The sequence below is a fragment of the Shewanella sp. FJAT-51649 genome, from assembly GCF_019457435.1.
Taxonomy (GTDB): Bacteria; Pseudomonadota; Gammaproteobacteria; order Enterobacterales; family Shewanellaceae; genus Shewanella; species Shewanella mangrovisoli.
This window is the reverse complement of the sequence record NZ_CP080411.1, coordinates 993841-1018586: the sequence shown is the minus strand read 5'-3', so window position 1 is coordinate 1018586 and position 24746 is coordinate 993841. Positions and strand designations below refer to the sequence as shown.

Below are 24746 nucleotides of genomic sequence, written 5' to 3'. Positions count from 1 at the left end.
CTGGCGTTTTAAGATTTAAGACTGAGTCACGGCTTACTGCAGATGACCAGCGTTATGCAGCTCACGCTCGTTCACTGGTGGTGGTGTCCACTGGTACATCCAAGTTTCAGTTAACGGCTGACCGTCGACCTCTAAGTAAACTCTGAGGTTAATCGGCTCAACGCTGTCTTCTGGTGGCACTAGGTCAAACATAGCGCGGTAACCGTTGATCGCATGTTGTGGGCGAGCAGATTCGATTTCGACACGACCCTGAGAGGTCGAAATCACCGCCTTCACTTGGGTATCTTTACCCAGCATAGGTAAGGAACCACCAGCAAAATCAATCACAAAGCGCTTGCTATAGTACTTACGCTTTTGACCAACCACACCACCAATACCGGTAAAGGTATCGACTACGCGGGCACGGGGTGACTGAACGGGTGGAATACCGCCCCAGTACATGTTGTAGCTGTAGAGTAGTTCTTGACCTGGCTGAATAGGCTCAGCAGGATTCCAAAACGCCACGATATTGTCGAAGGTTTCATCCAGCGTTGGAATTTCCACTAACTGCACCGAACCTTTACCCCAGTTACCCGTTGGCTCGATCCACAGGCTTGGGCGCTTCTCGTAGAACACACCATCATCTTGATAATGGTCGAAATTACGGTCGCGCTGCATTAAACCAAAGCCCTTTGGATTCTCATCGCTATAGGCATTGAAACGCAGGTTGCTTGGGTTGCCCAGCGGACGCCAAATCCATTCACCGTTACCCGTGTGCATGGCAAGACCGTCTGAATCGTGGATCTCTTGGCGCCAGTCGTAACCGGTGCGACGATCGTTTTCACCCACCATGTACATACTGGTCAGTGGCGCAACGCCTAAACGTTCGATGGCCTTACGCGGGTAAATCGCCGCATCGACCTTCATTTTTAAACGTTCACCCGGCTCGATATCGAAACGGTAAGCCCCTGTTACACTTGGTGAATCTAACAGAGCGTACACAGTCGCAATATTAGATCCCGGTTGTGGTTTCTCTAACCAGAAACGGGTAAACATAGGGAATTCTTCAGGTTTAGGCAGCGCAGTGTCTACCGCTAAACCACGGGCAGATAGACCATATTGCATTTCCTGACCTACGGCGCGGAAGTAGCTGGCACCTAAGAAGGCGACCACGTCACGCTGCCAGTCAGTGTTGAACTGCATTCTAAACCCAGCAAAGCCTAAGTCTTTCGGTAGTTGGCTACCCTTTACCTTAGATTTGCCGTAATCGAACATAGAAGACGAATATTCGATAAGCTTTGCCTTGCCATTCTCCAATTGGTAAATATGCACAGGCGTATCGAAGTACAGGCCTAAGTGGAATAACTCGGCGCGAAACTCCGAATCATCCTCACGCCACAAGGCAGCTTTTTTCTTGAAATGGAACTGCTGGTAATCATCCCAGCTCATGCCCTGTAAGCTTTTTGGCAACTCGCCCTTATGGCTCACATAGGACTCAGTCGCCAGCGTATGGGCATAGCCTTTCAACCAAGCGTAGCTAAACTCTTCTTCCTGCGGTGCACTCGCCTTACCCGCTGCACAAGCAGATAAGCTTAACAACACGCTGCAAGTGAGTAGCACACTGCCGACCATGCGTTGTAAACGGCTACGGGTAGACTGAGCTTCCACCGACGGCATCACCATCGGCTCACGATTTAAATGTCTTTGTTCGGGAAATAAATTGGGTTGCATAAGCAGACTCTGATTTGGTGTAACTTCCTGACACTTCTCTGCAAAAGTAAACAATATTGCAGTGACTGCCCTGTGGAGAACTGTTGATGACAGTGATAACCATACCTCTATCTCCATCAGTTCGCCAGAATCTAACATAATTTCGACGCAATGGAATATGTCACAGTGACAATATTCAATACTGACGCCAGTTTATGAAAATAGTATTAAAAAGGGCTGCAAAATGCAGCCCTTAGCAGTCATAAAACCAATGAGGTTAAGAGTTTGTATCCAGCACTGTTTTGCGTTTGTTATGGGCAATAATCAAGGCCACTAAACACACCACGCCGACCGCAATCCCCACGGGTTGGCTCAGAGATTGAGGCAAACCTAAACCAATACCCGCCGTCATGATGTAAGAGATGGTCACACAGGTTCCGGCAATCGCAGGCAAACTCACAATCCAATGGAAGCTGCCTCTATCGAACAGGTACTTAGTCGCCAACCACAGCACGCTTGTCGATAACAGCATGTTTGAGAAAGCGAAATAACGCCAGATCAAGGAGAAGTCGATCTTAGTCATAAAGTAAGCGATTGTCAGGATGGGCGCCGCCACCAGTAAACGGTTACGCATACTCTGTGGGATATTAAAGGCGTCGATAATGGTGAGACGCAGCGATCTAAATGCAGTATCACCCGAGGTAATCGGGAATACCGCCACCGCAATAATTGCCATCACACCGCCTAATACACCGAGATAACTAGTCGCCACCTGGTTAACCACTAGGCCTGGACCACCTTGGTCGAGTAAGCTCTTAAGCTCAACATAACCACCTGGGAAGGCCGCAATACCCGCAGTCGCCCACACACAAGCCACAACACCTTCAGCCACCATAGCGCCATAGTAAACGGGGCGAACGTATTTCTCGTTGGTCAGGCAGCGCGCCATGATAGGTGCTTGAGTCGAGTGGAAACCACTGATAGCACCACAGGTAATAGTCACGAACAGCAATGGCCAAATCGGTAAACCGTCTGGGTTTGGCTCGAGCAACTCATTGTTGTAATGGCTGTGGTTGAAGTAAGCGAACACATCGCCCATTTCGGGTAACTGTGGCGCGCTGATAAGTAGAGCAACCGCAATCGAGGTGGTCATAACGATCATCAACAGACCAAAAGCGGGATATAGCTTAGTGATGATCTTATCGATTGGCAGCATAGTGGCTAAGAAGTAATAAGCCAAAATCACCAACACCCAGAAGGTGTTATTGCCAAAAATGGTGTCTTTAAAATAGTCGAGGTTACTTAACAGACCCGCAGGGCTCATGATAAACACCACGCCCACGAAGAACAGTAACATCGCAGTAAACAGCAGCATCACGCCTTTAAAGTAGACATTAAAGTAGTGACCGGCGATTTCTGGCAGGCTCTTACCATCTTCTTTAATGCTTAACACGCCAGAGAAATAGTCGTGTACCGCGCCGCCAATAATGTTACCCAACACAATCCAGAGTAACGCCACTGGGCCATATAAAGCCCCTAGGATAGGACCAAAAATCGGCCCGACTCCAGCAACGTTTAAGAATTGGATCAAAAACGCTTTGGCTGGGTGAACGGGCACATAGTCCACACCATCTTCGAATCTTGCTTGGGGTGTTTGCGCTTTAGGATCGATCCCAGCTTGGCGCTCAACAAATGGGCTATAAAACTTGTATGCCAGCACTAAGAGCGCAAGACATAAGAAGAAAATAAACATTATTTAATTATCCATACTTTAGTAGGAGGTGATTAAATGGAGAGTTTCATTGAGTTAGCCAATGAGGTCAAGCCATCACGTACTAGACTAAAGTCGGGTTGATAAATCTAAATTTACGATAAAACACGTATATCTAAATAGATTTCTTAAATAATGTTCTCCTAAAAATAAACCAAAGCCACAGGAAAAGCGTTTTAAACTATTGGCTAGCGTGACTGTTTAGCATCAGGCCAGTACAAACTCAAACAAGGGCGCCGCATCATCCTCTTCTTGAATTAGCCTGTCCGTCTTTACAAATCCATGGCGCAGCAACACTCGCTGAGACGCCACATTATGCTGAGCCACATGGGCAAAGAGCGGCCTTGAGGTCACTAGAGGCAAAAACGCGCTTAAGGTTAGCGTTGCTACCCCACGTCCCCAAAATGCACGGTCAATCCAGTAGCCAATCATCGCCTGACCATCCATATGCCAATGGCCAATATTGCCAACGAGCAAGCCATCGACTTCTATCCCCCGTGCTAGCACCGATGCCTGCCCGAGGATATTTTGCTGCCAATGAAGGTAAAACGCCTCACGTTCCCGCGAGGGAAATTGTGCCAATTGGGAAGCTATCGGATCCTGCTGGTGGGTGAAGATCAACTCCAGATCGTCTTGTCCTATGGGTCTCAATGTCACATTCGATACCCGTGTTTGCTTGTCCATCCTATATCCCTATTCGATTTAATTGAGTGTCACTAGATTTCGATATTCGCCGCCAGCTAAAAAAATGGGCGCATAACCCAGCAGAGGTTAGCGCCCTAAGAGGCAAAACAACATCGCTTAAACAAACAAAATCGCAATAAGGTGGAGAGGATTAACGCAAACTCAGCACATCACTCTCGAACACTAACTGAAAATAACCGCAAATACAGGCGCGCCCAGCACCATGGCAATCCCGATAAAAATCATGGTTAAACTGGCAATAACCCCCTCTTGCTGGCCTAACTCACTGGCTTTAGCAGCGCCCGCACCGTGGGCCGAAGCACCCAATGCCACGCCTTTACCTAAAGACGTACGAATGTGCATCAGCTTGAACAGCGGCTCGCACACTAACATGCCGATAATGCCAGTGATGAGCACCATCATGGCAGTCAATTCTGGCACTCCGCCAAAGGCGCTTGTCGCCTCCATCGCAAAGGGCGTGGATACCGAACGCACCAACAAGCTCTTAGATAGCTCCACCGGCAGCGGCACAAATTTCACTAACAGCCAGCTGGAGATCATGCCCAGCAACAGTCCCGCTATCACCCCTAGGGCAATGGTCAACGGATATTGGCGAATAAGTTTACGCTCCCGATAAATCGGTAAAGCAAATGCGATCGTCGCCGGCGCTAACATCGCCATTAACCAATGGGTGTATTCAAAATAAGTCGGCAGTGGAATATCGAGATTAAACACCAAGAGCGTGATCACCACAGGCGCGAGCACAATCGGCGCCAACCACCACACACGGTGGAGCCTGTATAAACGCTTAGCCGCAAAGTAACAGAATAGCGTTAATAACAAGCTGATAAGCGCCAGTCCCGTCTGCGAAAACAGTAACTCAGAAATAGCCGCTGGGCTTAAGTTAAGGCTCGACATTAGGCGGCCTTAGCATGACGGCGTGCATGCTTTTTGATATTGAGTTGACGCTCGAAACGAAATACTCGGTCGACCACAAATCCTGTGCCCACCATCACGCACACACTGCCCATGACTAAGGTGAAGAGAATATTCACCCCATATTGCTCAAACAGGCCTTCGTACTTGATCACAGAGATCACTGGCGGAATAAAAAACAGCAGCAACTCACCAATCAACCAAGCGGCACCAAGCTGCACAGCGTTTTCAGGGATTAACTTAGTCGCAAGTAAAATCAGTAAGATACCTAGACCCAGCACACTACCAGGCACAGGTAAATGCGCCCAAGTGGCTAACCAATGGCAGGCGAAAGACAATAAACAGAAGAGGCCAATTTGAGTTAACAATAAAGCCCCATGACGGCATCGACGTATTGCGGCTTGTAGGAAAGACATGCGGTTTCTCGATTTACACTAAAAGTTGCTATGGGATTATTTTAGGCTTGCCTATTTGATAAAAAAAATGAATATTAAGAATGTAATCCATAAATTTTAAGAATGTATTATAGGGAAGATAATGGATCTTAAAGTGCTGCGTTATTTTATCGAGATCATCGATGCTGGCGGTTTTGGTAAGGCCAGCGAAAAAGTTCACCTCACCCAACCCGCCCTTTCTAAGGCGCTGCGCCAATTAGAGGAAGAACTCGATCTCGTGCTACTCGAGCGCGGCAAACGTGGCACTCAGGTCAAACTCACCCAAGCGGGAGAAGTGGTCTATCGCCATGGCAAGGAGTTACTCGCTGGCCGACAACGCATGCTAGCCGAACTCACTGCCCAGCGCAGTTTAACCGCTGGCGAATTAAAACTCGGTCTCGCGCCGCTCGGCAGTGCTGAGATTTTTGCTCCTATCATTGCCAAGTATCGCCAGCAATATCCGCAAATTGATATGCATCTGCTGGTGCGCGGCGGCGTCGAGCAAACCTTAGCGATTCAAAAGGGTGAAATCGAACTGGCAACCGGGATTATCAACCTCGACGATGGTTACCACGGCATTCGGGTGTTTAACGATCCCATGGTGGTAGTGCTGCCCAAGGAGAATCCCCTCACCTCGCGGCCAATGCTGTCGATCCACGACTTAGTCGACGAGCCGCAAGTAATGTTTGAGACAGAGTATACCTTGTATCAACTGGTGTTAACCGCTTGCCAGCACGCCGGATTTACTCCTAAAAACATCACTCGAGTCAGTCAAGCCGACTTTGGGATCGCTCTGGTGGCAGCGGGAACTGGTGTAATGATACTGCCGCGCTCTATCGCGCGGCGTTACAGTGTGTCGGGGGTGGTGAATATTCCATTGGCGAGTGATGAACTGCGCTGGGAGTTATCACTGTTTTGGCGCAAAGAACAGGTATTGTCCTTTGCGGCACAGGCGATGATTGCGTTAGTGGAGAAACACTTAACCCAAAAGTAGTTCACTACCAAGGCACGACTAAGCTAAAGCGCACTAAGGTGTCGTTATCCCAAGGCAGAATGGGCAAGTAGTTAGGTGAGTGCACACTCTCCTTGGCATAGTGGTCTAGGTTGTATTCGGTATGCTCCACATACAGTAGCCACTGACTGCCCTTCTCCCAATAATCCGTATCGTAACTCATGCTGAAGCGATATTGATTTTCGAGCCATTTGTCGCCGTCATTCCAGTTTTGCGCGGCAAAATTCATCTTTAACTTAGGCGTGATATCAAAACCAAAACTGCCCATTAAGGTGTAAGCAAACGTGCCATTGCCAAAGTCACCCCGATCGTAACCACGGGTACGAGGCACATCGTCATCGATTTCTAAATAGTAATAGCCCGCGCCCGCCTTTACCTGCGCCTGCGATTCCTGGCCTTGATAATTGGCGGTTAATCCAGGGAATAACTTGGCTTGCTTTTCGATAGAACTCACAGTGTTACGTTTACCCTGCAAGTCGACCTGCCAACCGAAGAAGAAGCGAGGGTCGATATGGTAGAACTCACCCGAAGCCACATAGTCCGACTTAAACCACACGGGAATATGGTCAGGGTCGAGATCGTCGGTATCGATGTCGATAAACATATCCAGCATGGCGGACAGGTAAATATCCGATGCCGTGGTATGTTCAATCATGATATTGCCGTTAAAGCCAAAGGTGTGTGAACTTTCCTGTTCCACAATAAAATCGTGTATCCCCATGGTGTAATGCCACTGGGTAGATTCTTCTGCACTGACTGAAGTTACTAAGCCTAAAAGGAGTGCCGCAGGTGCTAGAGTTAGGTATCTCACATTTCGCTCCATAAATTGCTATTTGTTCCTGCATTAAGATTAGATTAACGCGCATAATTTAATGAAGTTTTTACGATTTTTGTTGGAAATAGCTCATAAAATTTCATCGCCGCCTAAAAAATGAATAAAAATTGCCGTCTTGTGCACAAGTTTACACAGCTAAATTGCTATCCACGGTCATCCTAAACAATTCACTAACGCTTTAAAAACGTATTGATATCAACCCAGCCTAAGCCTGTAGTCATAAGCTTTCCCTTGTAAATCACCCACTTCTTAAATTGAATTTTTAATCAGATTTACAGCATAATTATTGACACTTATGCTGCATATCCCTATAGTCGCCACATTGCGAGTCATTCAAAAGAGAGTCTTAAATGAAAAAATCCATGTTATTAGGCGGCCTAGCGCTGACTGCCACCTTGTTGTTAGCTGGATGTGGGAAAAGCAACGATGTTTTAGTGGTTGGAACCAATGCGGCCTTCCCGCCCTTTGAATACGTAGGCGGACAAAGTGGCGACGAAATCAAAGGCTTCGACATTGAGCTTGCCAAGCAAATCGCTAAAGATGCCGGCAAGACGCTTAAAGTCGAAAATATGAAATTCGATTCACTGATCGTTGCGCTAAACTCAGGCAAGATTGATTTTATTGCCTCGGGCATGACCATCACCCCTGAGCGGCAGGCCAGCGTTAACTTTTCGGAGCCCTACTATGAGGCGACTCAAGTGCTGCTCGTGAATAAAGATAACGACACAATTCATACCCTTGATGACATCAAAGACAAACACTTTGCGGTGCAGCTCGGTTCAACCGCCGATATGATGTCTAAAAAATACACCCAAAATGTCACGGCTTTTAATACAGGTTTTGAAGCCATCATGGAGCTGAAGAATGGCAAAGTCGACTTAGTGCTATTCGATAGCGAACCTGCGGCGAACTATCTGGCGAAAAACCCCGAACTCAAACTGATCAAGCTGGATTTCCCCCCTGAGTTTTATGGTTTTGCGGTGTCAAAGCAGCAACCCGAACTCCTCACTAGCATTAACAACACGCTGAAAAACTTGAAAGCAAGCGGCCAATATCAGGCACTCGTTTCAGCCCATATCAAGTGATCCCTATGTTAGAAGCAATCAATACTTCGTTGTTTAGCCCGATTGGCGACGACGGCATGATAGGCATACTGCTGATTTTAAATGGCTTAAAAGTCACCTTGATTGTGACCTTCTTCGCCATGTTATTAGGCGCAGTATTAGGCGTGGGTACCACACTGATGAAGATGTCATCTAAGTGGTATATCCGCTTCCCCGCTGAACTCTATGTTGGCGTCATCCGCGGCACACCTGTGGTGGTGCAGTTAGTGATCCTTTACTTCATCGTGCTGGCAGCGCTCGATGTCGATAAAATTACCGCCGCCATTATCGCCTTTGGTTTAAATAGCGGCGCGTATATCTCTGAGATTATTCGCGCAGGGATCCAAGCCGTCGATAAAGGTCAAACCGAAGCGGCTCGCTCGCTCGGCCTGTCGCAGGCGATGACCATGAAGCTGATTATTCTGCCGCAGGCGATTAAGAATATTCTGCCCGCGTTAGGCAATGAGTTTATCGTGCTACTCAAAGAAACCGCCGTAATTGGCTTTATTGGCGGCGTAGATTTGATGCGGGCGGGCGAGATTATCCGTAGCCGTACCTTTGAAGACAGTATCCCACTCTTTACCTGTGCACTGATTTACCTGTTCCTGACCTACAGCTTCACATTTATGCTGTCGAAATTCGAAAAGAGGTTGAAGCAAAGTGATTAACATAACCAACCTACACAAAAGTTACGGCGATAATGCGGTCCTTAAGGGCATCAACGAACATATTCGCCAAGGCGAAGTGGTGAGTGTTATTGGCCCCAGCGGCAGCGGTAAAAGCACCTTTCTACGTTGCATCAATCTGTTAGAAAAACCCACCCAAGGGGATATTGAAATCGAAGGGCAATCCATTACCGCCAAGGATGCCTGTGTCGATAAATTGCGGCAAAAAGTGGGCATGGTGTTCCAAAACTTCAACCTGTTCCCCCATAAAACCGTATTGCAAAACATTACCTTAGCGCCTGTGAGCCTAAAGTTAATGACCCAAGCCGAAGCCGATAACAAGGCGCTGGCGCTGCTCACTCAAGTGGGTTTGCAGGATAAAGCCAATGCCTATCCTTCGAGTCTCTCGGGCGGACAAAAACAACGGGTTGCCATTGCCCGTGCACTAGCTATGGAGCCGGATCTGATGCTATTCGATGAGCCTACCTCGGCACTCGACCCCGAAATGGTCGGCGATGTACTGGATGTGATGAAGGACTTAGCGCAAAAAGGCATGACCATGGTGATTGTCACCCACGAAATGGGCTTTGCACGCGATGTTTCCGACAGAGTCATCTTTATGGATGGCGGCTATGTGGTGGAGTCCAATATCCCCGAGGAATTATTCACCCGCCCCAAAGAGGCCAGAACCCAAAGCTTTTTAAGTAAGGTGCTGCGTTAATTAAGACTTATACAACATTGAAAAAGTTGAACAATAGTATTTGCTCGTTGATACGCAGCATGCTTTGAGACACTTAAAAGCTGGCTCTGATTGATGGATGAGTCATGGCATTCACTCGACGACTCGCAGCAAGTCCATCCGTGGATGCTCGACCGCCCCATCCTTGGGGCGGACGGTCGTCTCACTAATCACCATGACTCTCCTGTTTAACATCGGTGTAGTCTGGTTGTTTTAAAGAAGATATGTGACTCGTTTTGGGACATTTTCGTGCCAAAGCCTTAACTCAAACGCGTCTGTTTCGGATAAAAATTTCTATGGCTAACGCCCTGTTAAGGGGTGAGCAACGCAATACCGATGCCATCGCATACCACCTTAAACACTAAAACCAACGCATAATGAAAATGCCACGCGTTGCGAATCCCTCTTGAACAGTTTGTTAGGGCTATAGTTTGACTAAAGCAGGAATTTTTTTTGATGTTCCATCACATAGGACACCTTTATTAGCCCCTCGACCTTTAATGTTCATTCCAGAGCATGACAAAAACGGCTTCCACTTTTGCCCTCTAATTGGCGTTTTTATTTGCACATACCTAGTTTTGCATTTCGGACACTTTAATATCTCATCATCGTCTGAGTTTTCTTTAAGACGTTTTAGAATTTTAACCATATTGTTTTCAAGCGAGTCGGTAGACGTACACTCGAAATTTGTACCAACCATATCAGCAAGACATATTGTTACATTCTCATAAACCTCTTTGTTTACCGCTCCGGCAAATGGGTTACCATCAAAAGAACAATACGCAGAGACTTTCCAGCCATTATCAAAAGCTAGATAATATTGGTCTCCAAAATTACTCGTATTTCCTAACTCAAAACCATGTTTCTCTAGGATTTCCAGTACTTGATCTTTTTTAACATATTGCTTCCTAACCAATTATATTTCGATAGCCCTAACGCCTTGCTAATTGGCTGCCGCAGCGAAGCGTAGGCAGTCCAGTGGAGGCCACGCTACTTGTGGCCGGAACGAAATTAAGCAACTTGTTATACGGCATTTTCCACTAATTCCCATAATACTCATCTACTTGTTTTGATAAGTTTTTTATTGGTTTAGCTCCATCAAAATACTCTGACGTTTTGTTATGAAACTCAACAAAGCCCAACTTAGTTTCAACGTCATACTCACCAAGAGCTTCATCTAGGAACAAATAACCTAAGTTGCCATAAGTCGTGTGTTCTTTTTCGTTGTAGTTATCAAAAAACAAAACAATGCCCAACTTATCTTCATCTTTATATAAGTTGTAATAAACGTCTTCAGATTTTATTGAAACACCACCAAAGTTAAGATCATTAAGGGGCGATCTTCGAGGCCGAAATTTTATGATTATCCATTTTTTCAATTCAGGTGCTGAGTTAAATAGCAATTCAACTGAAGGGAATGAATTTTTTATACCTCCAGCGCTTATTACAAACTCCCTTTTACCATTCTCTCGAATAGGGCTAAATTCAAAAGTAAGTTCGGGATCAACTTTAGAAAGTGCTGCAGATAGTTTATCAAAAGTGTTTTCTGTATCTCTTTCGAAGTTAAAGATCATATCTTCATTCTTTTGAAACCATTTCCAAAAATCAGCTTCAACCGCTGCACTTGCTTTCGAGCCAAATAACGAAAGTATTCCCATAACTATTAATTTGACTCCGTGTTTCATAGTTTCGTTGCCGTATAACGCTTCGCATCACCGGAGGCCAAAATCGGCGCGACGAAGGAGCGACGCTTTTGGCTGTCCGAGTGCATGCGTTTGTTAGGCATTATCTTCTGCCTGACCTTCGTTTTCTTGTTGGTTGGCACGATTTGCATTCCAAAAGGTGTTAAATACAAGACGAAAAGCAAGCCACCAAGCATAGATTGAATATACATTTTGGCTTTCCTCATACCCGATAAGACCGTGCGCCAATTCATTTCGTAGATTAGGTCCGAAAGGATCACAAAATATTGCTTTTAATTCGAACGAAAGATCTTTTCCAAAGATTTCTTCTACCTTTGGATTATCCATTAGTGTACTAAGACCGTTTTCGTTCTCTATTCCATTAATATCTATATTGGTTGTCTTTTCCCCATGTTGTTTTAGGTGATATCTAACTAAGTTTTCAATCTGGGGAATAAGCAAATGCAAGGCACTAATAAAATCACCATCGAAGCCTTGAAAAAGAGCTTTTGTCACAAGCCGAATTCTATCTGGCGGCACTACCGGAGACCTTTTTACAACCGAATAAAAATCCGCCTCCTTCAATCTGTGCTCTTGCCTAATTACTTCAAGAGCTGGCCAGATATCACCCTGCACCACCAAGCTGAGTTCCATAGAGTAGTGCTTAACCATTTCGGGCCAGATGACTGATTCTTGATTCTCTCCCCCAAGATCAGCAGCAGTTTTTTTGCAACAACTCTGCCGTCAGATGACATATGAGTAGCTGCAAACAGTGACTGTAATGGGTGATTCCTTACCATTTCTTCAGAGAAGCTTCGTATTTTGTCAGCTCGTGCCCCACTGTAGATGTTTGCAAACTGCAATAGCGCTTCCGATAATTCTTTTCCCTTTACTGCTTTCACTGAGTTTTCAATTAGTTCGCTGATATCTATTGGCCCAGATGTAATCTGGCACATTTCATTAAGTGAGTTTTCTCCTGCCTCATTCATTAGTCCCCTGAGTTCAACGATCCTTTCTTCAACATTGTGCTGTTCGCGTAGAGATCTCGGAATAGTTCTGTATTTATGTATCGCGCTTTCATAAAAACTCGCGGCAACCATGTTGCTAGGATTATCACCAGCCTGTCTAGCGATTGCCTCCTTAACCCAACACTCTGCATTTCTAACAATCATTACTGCTGATTGTGGTGCATCTTCTGATTTTTTATACCATTCTGATGCTGCATCTAAATAATCTCTTGCCCTATGAAGATCGCCAGAGTCTTCAAAGTAAGTAGCAAGCGCCTCAAGTTTTTCAGCAATACCCTTCTTATCTTTAACGCCCAAGTGGTGCTTTGAAAGTAAATCAGCTAGCCAATTAGCCAAATATCCATCTTCCGGCGAAGATTCTTTCAGCGCCTCAACTATTTTTGACTCTATCTCTTTTATCCTTTCGCCGGCGCCAGCCCGAAGCATTAGACATAGCTGTATAGCTCTATCCCAACATTCCCGACCATCTCGAATCCAACTTTCGGTACCGATTTCAATACTTCTATAATTATCTATCGCAGATAGTGCATGCTGAGGATTCTTCGGCTTTAATAGCAACCACGCTATATCTGAAATTCTTGCACATAATTTCGGCTCATCAATCAAAGGTATGATTTGTGAAAAGAATTCGATGTCTTCATTCTTAAAATCTTCCGGAAGTGCCGAACGTTTTCCATCCATAACCATAAAAGGTGCAAACGGCTCGTTCAAACTATTAGGCTTCAACATCATTGAGCAGGCATCTGCAAGTAACCAAAGGACTTTCCCTGCTTCTAAATTACCTTCTTCTGTTGCCTTCCGAGCTCTCGACGATAGCTGTTGCCACATGGATGAATAGTCTTCTCGACGTGCTTCTTCCAATGCCTCGCGCCAACCACAAGCATTAAAGTCATCCAATGAAATATTTGTATTTTCTGGGTAACGTTCCATGATGTTCCAAGCCTATTTAATGCCTAACGCCCAAAGCAGCGGCGCGCGTTAGCGCGTCCAGCCCGCAGGGCGATGCTGCCTTTGTTTGTTATGTGTTGCATTTTTGGAGCGCCCTAGAAAAGGCCTGTTTACTTGCGTAGACGATGTCACCTTCTTTTTCGTCACAGGAAATCCAATGAGCAATGCCCTGCAATGAAAAGAATTCGTCAGCTTGTGTTTCAAGCTCTCTTAGTGCCTGGAATACTCTATGCAGTATCTCGTTAGCATCCCGTAATAGACGAGGCTTATTTACACCTGGACCTTGAAATTCGTATGCATCCCTCGCCATTACGGTTAACTGGTGTCCATAAGTCAGTAAGAGAACCGACTTTTGACGACTATCTAATTTATCTAATTCTATTTGTATGGCTTCAGTATTCATGGCCGATTACACATAACGCCGCGTACAACGGCAGTTTGTAAGTTGTAGTTTTGTGGGTTATTTTTGCGCAGCAAAACCACAAAACTGCGACTTACAAACTGTCCAGCGCACGAAGTGCGCGAGTTGCTACGCTTTGTTATGTTTTTGCGATACTGCGCTTACCTAACCAAGCTGAACCATTAGTTAGAACTAACGCTAGTTCGTGCTCAGGTAAAACCAAAATACAACCTTCGTCTTCGTAAAGGAAATTTACCCAATTGTTACAGAACACGCCCCATTCTGTTCTTATGCCTACTTCCTTCATCCAAAACACATACAAAGCGCTATTTATCGGAATACCCAGGCCAAGTAAACGGAATGTGAAGGGATTTAAATTATTTTTGTTCCAGTCTTCAAGCCAATAATACCAAGCATTATTCCCTGCTACGATTTTCGAAGGCCACTCCTCTTCTTCCATTTCCATAAAGTGGCGATGGGCCACACTAACGTATTCTGTCCATTTCTCAGAGGTGGATTCTTTGCTTAGAATATTGATTTTATTTAGATCAGTCTGAGGCATCTCGGGATCGTTATAAAACACACCTTCAATTTCCTTTTTCACTCGATACCTCTTGAAACATAACGTTTGGTTAAGGGGCCGGCTTTAGCCGGTCCCGAGTGAGCGAAGCGAACGACTTGAACCGTTTGTTAGGCATGGCTCTAGACGCCTCTGATGATTGGCTCATTGCTAAAGCCACCTTTCAAAAAGGATACGTTGATAATTGTTGAGCAACGTATGCAGATTGAGCCTGTGAAATTTGAAAATTCTTTGGTTCCGAGTTGTTGATATGTGCCTAAGGTTTTTCCATCGTCGGCCTGATCATCTGCGTCGTTGTACCAATAGCACTCGTTAAGCTGGAGAAAGCCTTGATCGTTACCACTCAGGAGTTGCTCAATTTTCTGTTCATCTGCTAGGCCACGATAGGTTCTGACCTTGTAATCTGATATTTGGGCCTCTATTTCTATCCAGATCATTGCGATGCCTGCAGGTATTTGTATGCCTAACATTTTATTAGTGCGCATGCGCGTTTACCTCGTTGGACCAGTGAAAACGCGCACGGTTAACTATCTGTATGCAAAGAACTTATCAACTTTCTGCCAAATACACCATCTGGAAAAACGCGCATGCGCGTTTTCCAAACCTATTAACTAAAACTCATCCTCTATAGTCAATTGATTTTATAGCGTTTTATTTATTGCGCATGGAATTAGTGCGCACTGATTTTGTCTTAAAATCATACCAAAACACCTAAATTTAAATACGACTGTATACCCATACATTGTTAGCCGATTTCTGGTAAGGCCAAACATAGGCAGATAGATAAGAATTTGTAAGCCAACAGGAGTAGGAATTTTCGATTGAGCTAACGAGCCCAAACAAAGAATGGGGCAAAAGCGCGTTCGCCAGAAGCGAACGAAAATTGAAAATGGGTCGAATTTAACAAGACTAGGCAAGTCTGATCCACTTTCACGTTCAAATATTGATAGTGCAATTTCAAATTAATACAGCAACAGATTACCAATGATCTTTTATCACCGACGTATCGATATAAAAGATGGATATAAAAGACTGTGCAAACATCTGTTTGTGACTTCTTTGAGGCTGCACACTCTAAAACTGTTCCTAGAACTAGGCTAGAGGGCATTACATTCCCGCAGGTTTCTCGCAGGTCTCATAGTTCTGTTGAGTGCAGAAGGTCACAGGCGTGTAGATAATGTCGTCGTATTGTTGTTTGGTGACAATTTTATATAAGGTCAAAATGGCCTGCCTTCCCATTTCATAGGGACTTTGACCAATGTTGATATGGGCAAGGCGGTCTTTCAACATGGTTAATTGTTCTGGAGAGGTATCGGTAATAATAATGACGATGTCCTTGTTATCGATTTTATCTTGATAGGGAGCCATCATTTCACGGTAGAGAGCTACATCATTTTGCGCCCAACCGCCTACGGCAACGAAGGAGTCGGCCTTCACTGGCTTACCTTTCATCACGGACTCCATTTGCTTAACCGCTTGACTAAGTTGGTCAAAATTAAACAAAGGCTCCCGCACTTCAGTCCAGCCCAAATCGTTATTGAGCAATTCACCTGGAGGGGTATTGTAAGTTTTGCCTGATAACGCAGAGCGAACGCCCATTAGCCTTAAATTCAGATTCGGAGAATCGGGCCGGCCCGATTGCATGATAAGGGTTCCCCCATTGGGTCGTAACTTTTTAAGCTCCTCCCCTAACGACTGACCTAGTGCAAAATTATCGGTGCCGATATAAGCCAAACGTAAACTCTTAGGATCTTCATCGATAGAAGCATCAAAGTCTGAGTCATAGGTAACAACGGGGATACCGGCTTCCTTTGCCCTCTTTAGACTATTTTCGGCAAGATATTTAGATTGCGTAACCGCGACGGCAATTCCATCCACACCTTCGTCAATCAGCTGATTTATCACTTGGTCTTGCAATCTCACACTACTTGATTCGGGTCCTCGATAGATGCATTCAACCCCTTTAATGTGTGCGGCGGCGTCAACACAACCCGTTTTGCTTTGGTCAAAGAAAACACTATAGAATTTAGGCACAACTGCAAACTTAAGATCCTTTCCGTAGCCACATGACAGCGGTAATAGGCTAAAAGCAATCAGCAGCATCAATAATCTCGCCATACATTCCCCTAAACAGTAAGCTCGACTTAATAAAATGTAGCAAAGGAATAGATTAAACCACACAAGTGGCAACTGTATTATGGAAGACTTTTGATCTCACTCAGTATTTTTGAGTTAGCTCATCTCGCCCACAACAAAACAGTACTCAACAATTTGTTAGACGAGTCATAACGCCAATAGATGATTCTTGCTATTCACTGCAATTCACCAAAGCCTATAAGCATTCATTGCGTAAAACGGCTATTAATTTCAAAAATATTTTGAAACTGATAGCTGTTTTGATCACATTGTTTTTTGTCCAAACCTGCTTAAAATGCTGAGGTTGAATTTGTATTCCTAGATGATTTGGAGCCGTTACATGAGTGATTTAAGTTTTCTAGCTAAAAAGCGTTACACCACTAAGGCCTTTGATCCAACCAAGACGATTCCTGCCGACAAGATCGCCGAAATCAAGACCTTACTGCAGTTTAGCCCATCATCGACCAACTCACAGCCTTGGCACTTTGTGTTAGCTGGCACGGCGGAAGGCAAAGCCTTGATCGCACAAGCGACCGAAAACTACGCCTTCAATACTCAAAAAATTCTCAACGCTTCCCATGTAGTCGTGCTGTGTACACGCACACAACTCGATGAAGCCCATTTGCTGCAAGTGCTAGAGCAAGAAGCCAAAGATGGCCGCTTTGCCAGTGAAGAAGCCAAGCAAGGTCAACATAATGGCCGCTCTTTCTTCGCCAATATGCACAAATATGAGCTAAAAGACGCCCAGCACTGGATGGAGAAGCAAGTGTATTTAGCACTGGGTACCCTGATGTTGGGCGCAAGTGTGCTCGATATCGATGCCTGTCCTATCGAAGGTTTCGATGCGGCTAAACTCAATCAAGTCTTAGGCCTGCGCGAAAAAGGCCTGTGCGCCTCTGTAGTGGTCGCTCTAGGTTATCGCTCCGAAGAAGATTTTAACGCTAAGTTACCTAAGTCACGTTTAGCGCAAGAGGTTATCTTTACCGAGATCTAAACCTCGCCCCTTGAGCGAATTTGTATATGCCCTTGTTTGTATTGCAAACAAGGGCATTTTTATCGCCAGCTCTCCAGCATCAGCCAGCTACCATAACCGCAGTTAAAACCAACCAAAGGCGGAGTGACCTTGGGGTAAATTGCTCTAGAATCCTTCTTTGCCTACACTTTTCCTCTATGGCATAGTGTATTCCAAGCTCAGTAACGACTCGCATCACAATAAGATAAAAACATTTAAAATCTTATAGATAGTACAGAGTTACTTTTAACCACACTCGCTTGATAACAACTTAGGATGGGACAGTCAGTATGCTACTCGCTAAACCTTCACTCAGTGCAGAAGCTCAATCGGCAACGCTCTCGACCACTAAGGGCGATAACCCGTTAATCTGGCCCGTGTTATCCGTGTTACAAGCCACTAATCAAAGCTGGAAAATCCATCATCTCGCCACCGAACTGCAAAATCGCGGGCTAATCCATCCGTTAGATGAAAACCCAGGTAATGATTTGTTTAAACGCAATTTTTTACTGATGAATGCCCTGTTTGAACTGCAAGAGATCCTGATGCCAAAGCAATGGCTGCAAGTCAAAGCCATGGAGATCCAAATTTTCCGTCTCGTACCTTCCAACGTTAACCTATTGATAATGGAAGATACTTCCCTGCGGGAATACTATCTTGACTGGAATAACTATGACACCAGTGAAAACGTGGTGCGCGAATTATTAGAAGCCTTCTGGAGCAGTTATAAGAGCTATATTGGCTTGAATGTGAATTTGATGCACAAGGGCCATGCGTTGAGGGTATTCGAGTTAGATGAAAGCGCAACCCCAAGAGATATCCGTAAACAGTGGCGCCGTTTAGCGCTGAAATGGCATCCCGATAGACCCGAAGGCGACGCCGCGCGTTTCCGTGAGGTCTGTGAGGCTTGGCAATCCCTGCGGGATATTGCTTAAGTTTTCCCTTTTATAACTGTGATCCCCTTTGCAGTCCTGCAATTCTCACGGTGAAACTCCCGCGGGATCACAGATTTAGTCCGATATCCGCCGCCTAATTCAGCGATAATTAAGCCTTGCCATCTAACCTAAAACCATATTCACGCGGCTACAAGCCCAGCGTATTTTTCAGTTTGAAGTCATCTCGCCAATTGAGTTAATTGCGCATCTCAAGCGATACGATGAATTCACGCTAACCGACTTTGAGGGAACTATGATCAAACCATTAGCCTTGGCTGTCGCCTTAATCGTTGCACCATTTAGCGCCTTTGCCGCGAATTATGTTGAAGGTACTCATTACACTCAAATCTCTGACAAAGCGCCGAGCAGCGAGCCAAAACTCACCGAGTTTTTCTCCTTCTATTGCCATAACTGCTTCAACATGGAAACCAACTATCTGCCCGATATCAAAGCGAACCTAAACAAAGGCATTGCATTTGATACTAAGCATGTCGACTTTATGAATAGCGACATTGGCACCGAAGTGATGCGCTCGCTGGCAGTGATCCAAGAGTTAGACAATAAAGATGCATTAACCCATGCGATGTTCGCCGCCATCCAAGGCGAAGCAGGCGCAAATGGCCACGACCACAGTGCGCCAGGCCATAAGCACGAGCCACAAATCAATAGCCGTGACGACATTAAACAAGTCTTCGCTAAGTTTGGTATCGATGCAGCCAAATATGACAAACTGGCCGACAGCAAGAGTACAGATGAGAAGCTTGCCCTATGGCGTGCCCAGCAGAACCAATTCCGCGTAGAAAGCGTTCCAGCCTTTATCGTGAATGATAAATATGCGGTTAACTTAAGTAGCATCAGAACCTTAGATGAATTAATTGGCCTGATTAACTACCTAGCAGTCGAGAAAGATGCTCAAGCACCTAAGAGTTCTGGCGGTAGCCTAAACTGGTTATTTTTAGCCTTTGCCGCAGCGATTGCTCTTGGCCGTCAAAAGCGTTTGAGCTAACACTCGACTGACGAATTACCAATAAAAAACCAGCATCTCTGCTGGTTTTTTATTGTGTTTGATTCGCGAACTAACTCTACAGGGCATGACTCCTACGGAAAGTTACGCCTATGGGACATTAGGCCTACGGAAAGTTACGCTCGGCAACGCCATTAGCGGTAACTGTCACACCAGTTTCTGCGGCATGGATAAAGAAAGGCGCTTCCACATCATCGGGATTGTTACTCACATCCGGATCATCATTTTGCGCTAAGCAGGTATAGCCTAAGCTGTAATCACCCGCGACCACAAAACCAAATTCATAATCGTGGCCGACGACTTGGCCGTTTGTATCTGTGGCATCATTCACCCGAGCGGCAGCGATCGGCGCGATTTCAGTCGCCGTGTCGGCTTCGGTTCTAAAATCCTTCATCTGCTCAAGCGTGGTATTGGCAGGATACAAATAAACCGCTGGCGAGAACTCAGAGCCACCTGCGGCGACTTCACAGCCTTCCATCACGGTCGCGCCCACAGTGCCTTTAATCGCACCCACTTCGGACTGATTAAATAATTGCACTGAAGTCGGTTTTAGCGTCCAGTAATCCTTGTTGCCATGGGGATCTTGCAAACCTTTGCTTAAATCAAACTCGGCAACAAAGCTGTTTACACCCGCCGCAATGGTGAATTTTTTATTAAAAAACAATCGGCCAGTGTCACTTTCATCAGCCCCCACTCCACCGCATGAGCCATTGCTGTTGGTCGTTAGCCCATAAAGAGTGTCATCGAAGGTTTGTACGTGTGAGCTTTCGCTATTGGCCACAGTGCTGTTTTTCATATACAGGCACATTTGGTATTCACCGACTGGGATGGATTGACCACTCACCAGCGTTTCTACCGCACTGCCTTGAAACTCTAATAGATCGACAAACTTGAGCTCACCATTTGGAGTGACATTAAATGAGTAGCTACCCGTGTCGTTCTTCAGCACGACCTGCCTAAATGCGATAGTGACCGATTTTGCATCGGCGGGGTTGTCTGAAACCCCTAGGCTAAAGGTCGCCATTTGAGTTGCGGGCTCGCCCGAATCAGAGCCGCCGCAACCAAACAGTAAACCCGTCAACGCTATCGCTAGAGCACTTTTTTGAATATTCATAGGATACCTTCATTAGTTTTCCAAAAAATTCTCAACATCGCCTACCTCAATCTTTGAGCACAATTCAGTAAAGCCAAAGCATGAAAACATCGGCTCAAACGGCTAGGTAGGCATGTAGAGATAAGTCTAGGGCTGAGTGTGCAGCTTGTCGATGAACGTACGCTGAACGGTGAAAACTCGCTCAACCGAGAATGAGGTAAACCTATAGTGGGAGGAGGCACACAAATAGGCCAAAATCTTGAGCGAACCTGACAGAGTAAAATGCTATTGGCGAATAAATTCAATAATATGTGTTGCTGCCAATACCAAGTGAACGACTAAAAAACCAATAAAAAAATCGGCACAGACTTGATGATAACCACGCCAAGTCATCGCGAGCGGGGTGCCTTGATAAATAAACCATATCGCGCCAGTCACGCCAGTAGCCACCAGCAGCAACATGCCTATGCCTTCCACAGTACAGAACAAGCCCTTACCACCCGCGACCGGCAGTTTGCCCTTAAACAGTCCTTTAATATCCTGCGCTAATTGCCCCCAATCTCCCACTAACCAGGCAAAATACTGATGCCATTTCCCTTGGAGGGTATTGCGCAGTAAAAATAAGATCCCGAGTGCGGCACAGATTAATCCAAGATAAACATGCAGATAATCCCAGATACTGGCATTAGCACGCAGGCTTCTGCCGATAAAGATCCACGGGCTAGTACAGACGAGTAAAGCAGAAGACAGCACAATCCAAACGTGCAAACGTGCCAACAAAAAACCGAGTGCCTGCGTTAATTTTTCTGACATAGTTGCGTTACCTTTGCGGCAGACTTATCCCATTCGCCCATTTAGGCTTGATGGATCTGTTGGCCAAAATCATTCACTTTTTGCCAGTCAGTGTATTCAACATTAGTGACAGGATCCGTAGGCCCCTTAGTTAACCACATGATAAAGCGGATGATATTTCTATCTAAGGCGTTATAGCCTTGGTAATTTAAGTTACCGCCAAATACCTGTAACAGCTTAGGACGCCACGTCGTTTTACTTAAAAATGCCTGCATATAGGGATTGGTTTCAGGGGTATTTTTCTCTGGCTTACGCGCGACTAAACTGACGGAGAAAAAGCCACTCACCTTTTGCGTGAGGATCTGTTGATGCTTCTGAATAAACTCATACAGCGCGGGGTTATGTTTCCCGTGACGAATGCTGGCGCCAATAATGATCTTATCGAAGGATTCCATCGCAGGGACGGCCTTAATATCCGCAATCACCACTGAGTTGCCTAACTCTTTGAGTTGCTGCGCCAATTGATTGGTGATTTTACGAGTTTGACCATGAACACTAGAGAAGATGATCAGAATTTTTTTCACTTAAGCCTCGATTATCTCAACAAAAATAAGAAAAAGCGGCCAAAAAAAAGACAAAGACGGCGGCTTTATGTTGACCTAAACAAACGAATAGATTCAGCCTCGATGACCCAATCAACCACTGCGCTTATTAAGCACCAGAGGGGTGCTTTATGGCTCACCAGTCAAATAAGAAGCCGTTTAGGTTTATCACGCAAAAAGCAAACTGCCTATTACGATATTGCATACTAGGTGATTTAGTCATCAATTTACATGAAATAGATCACGGGCTTAGCGCCAAATGTGCCCTAGATATACGGTAATTCTAGCTTGCTCACAAAAACAAATATCCACTACCTTGGGATCAAAATGTTACAAAATCAGGAATGAGTACTACGGCTCTCGAGTGGCTAATAACAGGTAAAAGCATTAGCATTTGTTCACTTATCGCCTGAGTACCCCATCCATGAACGCAACTCAAACCCCAAATCCAAAGGCATTACTGCTGTGGATGACCTTTGTTATGTCGCTGGTCTTCGCCGTCTGGCAAGCCTTGCTCAATAACTTCGTGATTGAAAAAGCGCAATTTACCGGCGCCGAAATCGGTATGCTGCAAAGCCTGCGGGAAATCCCCGGATTCTTAGCCTTTACTGCTATTTTTGTTTTGCTGTTAGTGCGCGAGCAAGCCTTCGCTCTACTGTCGTTAGCCCTTCTCTGTATTGGTGTGGCGATTACTGGCTTTTTCCCACAGGTGTTGGGGTTATATCTGACCACAATTCTGATGTCAGTTGGGTTTCATTATTTTGAAACCATTAACCAATCCCTCACTCTGCAATGGGTCGATAAACAAGACACTGCGGCGTTTATGGGTAAAGCCCTCGCATGGCGCTCGGCGGCGGCCTTAGTCGGTTATGGCAGTATTTGGCTAGTCATGACTTGGCTGAAGCTAGACTACTGGCATATGTACTTGATTATTGGTGTATTAGGTTTACTGATGGTCATCAGCATGAGCCTGTATTACCCCCAGTTCGATACCCATGAAGTACAACATAAAAAAGTCATCCTGCGTAAACGCTACTGGCTGTATTACTTACTGACCTTCTTCTCCGGCGCCCGTCGGCAGATTTTTATGGTGTTTGCAGGCTTTATGATGGTCGAGAAATTCGGCTACAGCGTTAGCGAAATCACCGCCCTGTTCCTTATCAATTATGTGGTTAACCTGCTTTTCGCCCCAGCAATTGGCCGCTTTATCGGCCGTATTGGTGAACGTAATGCCCTCACAGTGGAATACATTGGGCTGTTTTTTGTGTTTGTCAGCTATGCCCTTGTCGAACAACCCCATATGGCCGCCGCGCTCTATGTGATTGACCATTTACTGTTTGCGATGGCGATAGCCATGAAAACCTATTTCCAAAAGATTGCCGACAGCAAAGATATTGCCGCCACTATGTCGGTCAGCTTTACCATTAACCATATTGCCGCGGTCGTTATCCCCGTGCTCTTAGGTCTGCTCTGGCTAAGCGATCCTGCCCTCGTCTTCTATATAGGTGCAGGCTTTGCGGTGTGCTCACTCGTATTGGCTCTCAATGTGCCGCGCCACCCATCCCCCGGAAATGAAATCTACTGGGCATGGCCAGCTAAAAGCATTGATAAACCGAGTCTCGACAGTTAAAACGGTAGGCTGCGCAATAAAAGCAATCCAGCGCAGAGACTTAAGGATTGCAATCGACTAAGCTGGTCACGCGGGATAAGCTAGTATCCCGCGTATCAACAGTGATTAAGCCACAGGATAAAGGCATGAAGGATTCAGATATTTTAATGCTTGCGGATGAAGCAGCTCCCGCAGCCGAGGTCTCGGCCCGTAAAAAAGCCCTACTCCTTGGGCGCCAACTCGGGCTCGCCAGTGAGCAGGAATATCGCCCCGCCAATGCCTCTATTGCCGAACGCGCACAGCATAGGGAGCGTAAACTCGCCAGCCAATATCAAGCCAATGTCGAAACCATTTTCGCCCTCGCCTTGAGCTACACGCCATCGGATGTTACGGGTGTCGATCTCGACCCCGACTGGAGTCATCAATTCTTCCTGATGGCGGAGCAAATCCACAACCGTAAAATGCAGGATCTGTGGGCCCGTATTCTCTCGAGTGAAATCGTCAACCCGGGTAACTTTAGCCTGCGCACCTTAGCGCTACTCAAACAACTTACCCACAGAGAAGCGCAAATCCTCGAAAAGGCCCTCGGTATGGCGGCCAAGGTCAATAATGAGCAGCGCTTAAAACTGATCAGCGGCTATCGACTCACTGGCGGACTCGGGCAGTATTTTCGCAAAAATAGCACTGTCACTCTTGGCTTATCCCAATTCGGTTTGCCCTACTCCAGCATTCTTACCTTAGTCGATGCTGGGATCCTCCACAGCAGTGAATTTGAAACCGGGTTACTCAACAGTAAAACCCCCATCCAACTGAGCATGCCCGGCATCCAAATGAAGCTCACCCCCAAGAGCGGAAACTTGCTGTTTAGCTACTATCGATTGACGCCGATTGGCGATGAACTGGCGCAGCTCGTATTGCCCAAACAGGATCAAGAATACCTTAAGGCATTACAGGCGCTGTTTTCTAAGGATTTCAAAATCGAGTAATTGCTTAAAAAGACTTATATATCTGACCACAAAAATATTTTCTTGAATAAA

26 protein-coding genes are annotated in these 24746 nt (G+C 45.7%); 9 read left to right on the top strand and 17 right to left on the bottom strand.

The features are described 5' to 3' along the window. Positions 1-33 precede the first annotated feature (33 nt). From K0H59_RS04500 to K0H59_RS04480, 5 genes are all read right to left on the bottom strand, one after another. Entirely contained in the window at positions 34-1710 is a 1677-nt protein-coding gene (locus tag K0H59_RS04500) for a glucan biosynthesis protein (protein WP_164717923.1), read from the bottom strand. Positions 1711-1966: 256 nt separating this feature from the next. Further along, positions 1967-3442, bottom strand: coding sequence for a carbon starvation protein A (locus K0H59_RS04495; protein WP_011716023.1), 1476 nt, complete (start codon positions 3440-3442; stop codon positions 1967-1969). Between the two features lie 225 nt (positions 3443-3667). Further along, positions 3668-4144, bottom strand: a complete 477-nt coding sequence (locus tag K0H59_RS04490; protein ID WP_220054781.1) for a GNAT family N-acetyltransferase — start codon at positions 4142-4144, stop codon at positions 3668-3670. A 183-nt stretch (positions 4145-4327) separates the two neighbouring features. After that, a complete protein-coding gene (locus tag K0H59_RS04485; RefSeq protein ID WP_011716021.1) occupies positions 4328-5062 on the bottom strand; it encodes an LrgB family protein in 735 nt (244 codons plus the stop codon). Next, positions 5062-5496, bottom strand: coding sequence for a CidA/LrgA family protein (locus tag K0H59_RS04480; protein ID WP_011716020.1), 435 nt, complete (start codon positions 5494-5496; stop codon positions 5062-5064). Before K0H59_RS04480 ends, K0H59_RS04485 begins: the two co-directional genes overlap by 1 nt. A gap of 121 nt (positions 5497-5617) precedes the next feature. Between K0H59_RS04480 and K0H59_RS04475 the strand changes: the two genes are divergently transcribed. Further along, complete coding sequence (locus K0H59_RS04475; protein WP_220054780.1) at positions 5618-6508, top strand: LysR family transcriptional regulator; 891 nt, start codon at positions 5618-5620, stop codon at positions 6506-6508. 4 nt (positions 6509-6512) lie between these two features. Here the strand turns inward: K0H59_RS04475 and K0H59_RS04470 are convergent, their stop codons facing one another. Further along, the gene (locus tag K0H59_RS04470) at positions 6513-7337 is read right to left on the bottom strand and encodes a hypothetical protein (RefSeq protein WP_220054779.1); all 825 of its coding nucleotides are present in this window, start codon (positions 7335-7337) and stop codon (positions 6513-6515) included. Positions 7338-7711: 374 nt separating this feature from the next. Between K0H59_RS04470 and K0H59_RS04465 the strand changes: the two genes are divergently transcribed. The 3 genes from K0H59_RS04465 to K0H59_RS04455 are packed head-to-tail and all read left to right on the top strand — an operon-like array spanning position 7712 to position 9850. Then, the gene (locus tag K0H59_RS04465; protein WP_220054778.1) at positions 7712-8446 is read left to right on the top strand and encodes a basic amino acid ABC transporter substrate-binding protein; all 735 of its coding nucleotides are present in this window, start codon (positions 7712-7714) and stop codon (positions 8444-8446) included. 5 nt (positions 8447-8451) lie between these two features. After that, positions 8452-9132: an amino acid ABC transporter permease gene (locus K0H59_RS04460; protein ID WP_011625362.1), complete on the top strand. Its 681-nt coding sequence runs from the start codon at positions 8452-8454 to the stop codon at positions 9130-9132. After that, positions 9125-9850 (top strand): amino acid ABC transporter ATP-binding protein, encoded by a 726-nt coding sequence (locus K0H59_RS04455; RefSeq protein WP_011625361.1) that lies wholly within the window; start codon positions 9125-9127, stop codon positions 9848-9850. Before K0H59_RS04460 ends, K0H59_RS04455 begins: the two co-directional genes overlap by 8 nt. A 442-nt stretch (positions 9851-10292) precedes the next feature. Here K0H59_RS04455 and K0H59_RS04445 read toward each other — a convergent pair whose 3' ends face one another. The 8 genes from K0H59_RS04445 to K0H59_RS04410 all read right to left on the bottom strand — a co-directional run bounded on the left by K0H59_RS04445 (position 10293) and on the right by K0H59_RS04410 (position 16624). Further along, the gene (locus K0H59_RS04445) at positions 10293-10784 is read right to left on the bottom strand and encodes a hypothetical protein (protein WP_220054777.1); all 492 of its coding nucleotides are present in this window, start codon (positions 10782-10784) and stop codon (positions 10293-10295) included. 124 nt (positions 10785-10908) lie between these two features. Further along, positions 10909-11553 (bottom strand): hypothetical protein, encoded by a 645-nt coding sequence (locus K0H59_RS04440; RefSeq protein WP_220054776.1) that lies wholly within the window; start codon positions 11551-11553, stop codon positions 10909-10911. A 93-nt stretch (positions 11554-11646) separates the two neighbouring features. Further along, a complete protein-coding gene (locus K0H59_RS04435; RefSeq protein ID WP_220054775.1) occupies positions 11647-12204 on the bottom strand; it encodes a DUF4209 domain-containing protein in 558 nt (185 codons plus the stop codon). After that, positions 12153-13508 (bottom strand): hypothetical protein, encoded by a 1356-nt coding sequence (locus K0H59_RS04430; RefSeq protein WP_220054774.1) that lies wholly within the window; start codon positions 13506-13508, stop codon positions 12153-12155. The genes K0H59_RS04435 and K0H59_RS04430 overlap by 52 nt, the downstream gene beginning before the upstream one ends. Before the next feature lie 88 nt (positions 13509-13596). After that, on the bottom strand, positions 13597-13929 hold the full coding sequence (locus tag K0H59_RS04425; RefSeq protein ID WP_220054773.1) for a hypothetical protein: 333 nt from the start codon (positions 13927-13929) through the stop codon (positions 13597-13599). A gap of 136 nt (positions 13930-14065) precedes the next feature. After that, on the bottom strand, positions 14066-14530 hold the full coding sequence (locus tag K0H59_RS04420) for a DUF2947 family protein (RefSeq protein ID WP_220054772.1): 465 nt from the start codon (positions 14528-14530) through the stop codon (positions 14066-14068). A gap of 98 nt (positions 14531-14628) precedes the next feature. Continuing rightward, positions 14629-14991 (bottom strand): hypothetical protein, encoded by a 363-nt coding sequence (locus tag K0H59_RS04415; protein ID WP_220054771.1) that lies wholly within the window; start codon positions 14989-14991, stop codon positions 14629-14631. A 622-nt stretch (positions 14992-15613) separates the two neighbouring features. Continuing rightward, positions 15614-16624 carry a sugar-binding protein gene (locus K0H59_RS04410; protein ID WP_088210973.1) on the bottom strand — a complete coding sequence of 337 codons (1011 nt, stop codon included), beginning with the start codon at positions 16622-16624 and terminating at the stop codon, positions 15614-15616. Positions 16625-16982: 358 nt separating this feature from the next. Between K0H59_RS04410 and nfsB the strand changes: the two genes are divergently transcribed. The 3 genes from nfsB (at position 16983) to K0H59_RS04395 (ending at position 19595) form a co-directional block, all read left to right on the top strand. Further along, on the top strand, positions 16983-17636 hold the full coding sequence (gene nfsB, locus K0H59_RS04405) for an oxygen-insensitive NAD(P)H nitroreductase (protein ID WP_088210974.1): 654 nt from the start codon (positions 16983-16985) through the stop codon (positions 17634-17636). Positions 17637-17944: 308 nt separating this feature from the next. Next, entirely contained in the window at positions 17945-18589 is a 645-nt protein-coding gene (locus K0H59_RS04400; protein WP_088210975.1) for a DNA-J related domain-containing protein, read from the top strand. Positions 18590-18842: 253 nt separating this feature from the next. Next, on the top strand, positions 18843-19595 hold the full coding sequence (locus K0H59_RS04395) for a thiol:disulfide interchange protein DsbA/DsbL (RefSeq protein WP_088210976.1): 753 nt from the start codon (positions 18843-18845) through the stop codon (positions 19593-19595). Between the two features lie 124 nt (positions 19596-19719). Here the strand turns inward: K0H59_RS04395 and K0H59_RS04390 are convergent, their stop codons facing one another. The 3 genes from K0H59_RS04390 to hemG form a co-directional block, all read right to left on the bottom strand. After that, complete coding sequence (locus K0H59_RS04390; RefSeq protein ID WP_088210977.1) at positions 19720-20727, bottom strand: DUF4382 domain-containing protein; 1008 nt, start codon at positions 20725-20727, stop codon at positions 19720-19722. Positions 20728-20991: 264 nt separating this feature from the next. Further along, a complete protein-coding gene (locus K0H59_RS04385; protein ID WP_088210978.1) occupies positions 20992-21519 on the bottom strand; it encodes a cytochrome b/b6 domain-containing protein in 528 nt (175 codons plus the stop codon). A 41-nt stretch (positions 21520-21560) separates the two neighbouring features. After that, positions 21561-22082 (bottom strand): menaquinone-dependent protoporphyrinogen IX dehydrogenase, encoded by a 522-nt coding sequence (hemG, locus tag K0H59_RS04380; protein WP_011716010.1) that lies wholly within the window; start codon positions 22080-22082, stop codon positions 21561-21563. A 442-nt stretch (positions 22083-22524) separates the two neighbouring features. Between hemG and K0H59_RS04375 the strand changes: the two genes are divergently transcribed. After that, on the top strand, positions 22525-23730 hold the full coding sequence (locus tag K0H59_RS04375) for an MFS transporter (RefSeq protein ID WP_220054770.1): 1206 nt from the start codon (positions 22525-22527) through the stop codon (positions 23728-23730). Between the two features lie 125 nt (positions 23731-23855). Then, positions 23856-24695: a TIGR03899 family protein gene (locus tag K0H59_RS04370; protein ID WP_220055552.1), complete on the top strand. Its 840-nt coding sequence runs from the start codon at positions 23856-23858 to the stop codon at positions 24693-24695. The last annotated feature ends 51 nt before the right edge of the window (positions 24696-24746 follow it).